Raw genomic sequence first — 2,631 nt, forward strand, 5'->3', positions numbered from 1 at the left:
CGCCAGTCACCTCAACACATCGAGTGCTCAACTGGTGGATTTTTTCAATCGGCTCATCTCCCGCGTCCGACGTCGTTGCCAAAGAACCAAACGCAAGGCAAAACCAGGAACAATTGAGTTGCTCGCCAACCCAGACCTCCTCGAGTACTGCTTAACTTGATGCCTATGAAGTGGCGCTGCGCTGACCTACGGCTATTTTGGACAATCCCTAACGGGATACCTGTGGGTAACTGACAGGGCATCGCCCTATGCTTCCATACCGTCGCCCCGACGGGTGACGCTGTGAAGAATGTTTTTCTTGCGAAAACGAGCTGTTGACGCCTGTGGGCGTCCCCGCCCGCAGGCATCTGAATATCACTGAAGCATGCTTCACAGCGTTTCCCGTTGGGGCTATCGAAACATTCTGCTATCCGACTGGTCGTGCAGACACACCAACAAGAATGCTCACCACGTTTCTATCTGCTAGAATCGCTTCGACACATTGTTCGTCCTGGTTCCGCGTGTTGCACCGCTCGGTGTCGCGATACCGTTCAACTTGTTACCTATCCGACTGACGCGATATCGCGGTGGATAGGTCCCGCCCCATCCCACCTGTTCGCTCCGCCGTGGAATGCGTCACATTCGATGACGGCGATTCACGCCGCGTTACCCTCCGGTCTCTTGCCATGAAATCCTTGCCTGCACCCGTTCGCTTATCGCGAGTCACCCTGATCCTGGCCGTGCTCATTTTGTCCGGCCAAAGTGCTGTTCCCGCTATTGCGCAAGCGACGCGGACGAGTGGAGAGTCCGTTGCTGACCGATGGGACGCGTCTCCGCTCTACCTGACGGCCAATGAGATGTTGATTGCGACGGGGAAACCGTCGCTCGTGATGATGTCGCGTGGCTCCACTCACGTGCCCGTGTGGTCTCTATCCGGTGGCACTGTGGGGCAATCGGTTGCTGGGATTGTCAACGGCCTGCCCCACGACTGTGTCGCGGTGAAGGTCGAGATTGTGGTGACATCTACCGATGTGCAGACCAGCCCGGACTTGGAGGACGTTTATCGGGTTCATCTATCGCAGCTAGTCGAAGATGCTCCGTTCACCGCGCGGTACGCGTTGGGCAAGCCCGTGCGAACTCCGCTATCCGCTGGCCCGCTTCATTCTCGCACGATCGTTTTGGAGTCGTACTACGAAGTGGTTCCCAACGCGCCGCTGACAGTGCGGATCCAGCGTGAGCCTGGCCTGCCGGGTGACACGTTTACCCGGCCCACTGGATTGGCGGTCGTCAAGGTGACCCCGTTGAATGCTCCACCAGAAGCTCACGTCGTGCAGGACGTGAGTGGGTACAACTCGTGGCCGATGACGCAGGCGATTGGTGAGAAGCTGGTGTGCACCTACAGCCGTGGCTCGAAGCATTCGATTGGAGAAGATGCCCGGGCTGTCTATGCGCGTACTTCCACTGACGGCGGAAAAACGTGGACCGCCGAGACGGTCGTCGCCAACACGCCAGGCTACGGCGAGGTCACCGTCGGGAAGGGCCTTGATTCCACGGGCGCGATGCTGCTCTGGGTACGGCGAGTGGGAAAGCAGCGGATGCACGACCTCTACCGCACCACCGATGGGGTGACGTTCACGCGTATCGCGTCGCCCGAACTCGCCGTTCCGCCGATGCAGATTACCGACGTTTTCGCCGTCCCCGAGGTGGGGTTGATCGCCTTGTGGTTTGCGGGAAATTATAGTGACGAAGCGGTTCACTCGTGGGGTGTGATGACGAGCAGTGACGACGGTGCCACGTGGACACAGACTCCCGTCGAGTCTGGGCTGATGAAAGCGGACTGGCCCACCGAACCCGCCGCTGTCTACCTCGGCGATGGGAAGATCCTTGCCGTTGCGAGAACGGAGAGCGGGCCGGCTCAGTTCCAGTTGGTGTCCACGGACAACGGTGTCACTTGGACGCGAAAACAAACCAACATCGGCGACATCATGGCCTCAACACCCAGCCTGATTCTCGACGCTGAAACGGGTTTACTGAGCAACTATTACTACGAACGGGGGCGGGGCGTGCTGCGGCGCCGAGTCGTTGACCCGGACGTCGTCTTCGACAATCCGCTGCATTGGCCCGCTTCGGAGGCGGTCACCATCGGTAGTCCGATCACCTGGGATTCAGGCAACGTGAACGCCACGGTGATCGGGGCCGCCCACTACGTCTCGTTCTATTCGGGGGAGGCTCCTGACACGGCAGTCATGGTGTTGGAGATTCCAGAACCAACAGCGGAAGATGAGCTCATCCGACGCAAGCATGAATGATTGTGGATGGATGTTTTTTTGGGTCCATCCGGGTTTGTCGTGGGTAACTCGAGCGTGTTGGATTCTAGAGGCATGGCGGTGGCGTCCGAAATGAGCGATGCCGTCACCGAATAAATGCTGCCGGCGGACGCGTCCGCCGCCAGCCGAAGTCACCTTTCGGCTCATGTGCGACCGAGATATCCCTTGCCAAGCCAGCACCTCTGCAGAGCTCGGCTCGAATGGCGTGGACTTAGGGCGAATCTGGCGTGAAACAATTTTGAGCTAGCGAAGAACGGCATCCTTGTTGCATCGTGGTTTTTCTTCACAAAAATCTCAACACAAGCAAGGATGCCGTCGATGATTC

General features: G+C 58.5%; 1 protein-coding gene. It reads left to right on the top strand.

Going from position 1 to position 2,631, the window contains the following annotated elements:
- Nucleotides 1–665: 665 nt before the first annotated feature.
- Nucleotides 666–2,288 (top strand): sialidase family protein, encoded by a 1,623-nt coding sequence (locus CA85_RS24585; protein ID WP_246113118.1) that lies wholly within the window; start codon nt 666–668, stop codon nt 2,286–2,288.
- Nucleotides 2,289–2,631: the final 343 nt, after the last annotated feature.

It is taken from the genome of Allorhodopirellula solitaria (assembly GCF_007859855.1).
GTDB lineage: Bacteria > Planctomycetota > Planctomycetia > Pirellulales > Pirellulaceae > Rhodopirellula > Rhodopirellula solitaria.

Coding starts and splice junctions, on each gene's coding strand:
- CA85_RS24585 (WP_246113118.1), top strand. CDS start 666: ATGAAATCCTTGCCTGCACCCGTTCGCTTATCGCGAGTCACCCTGATC.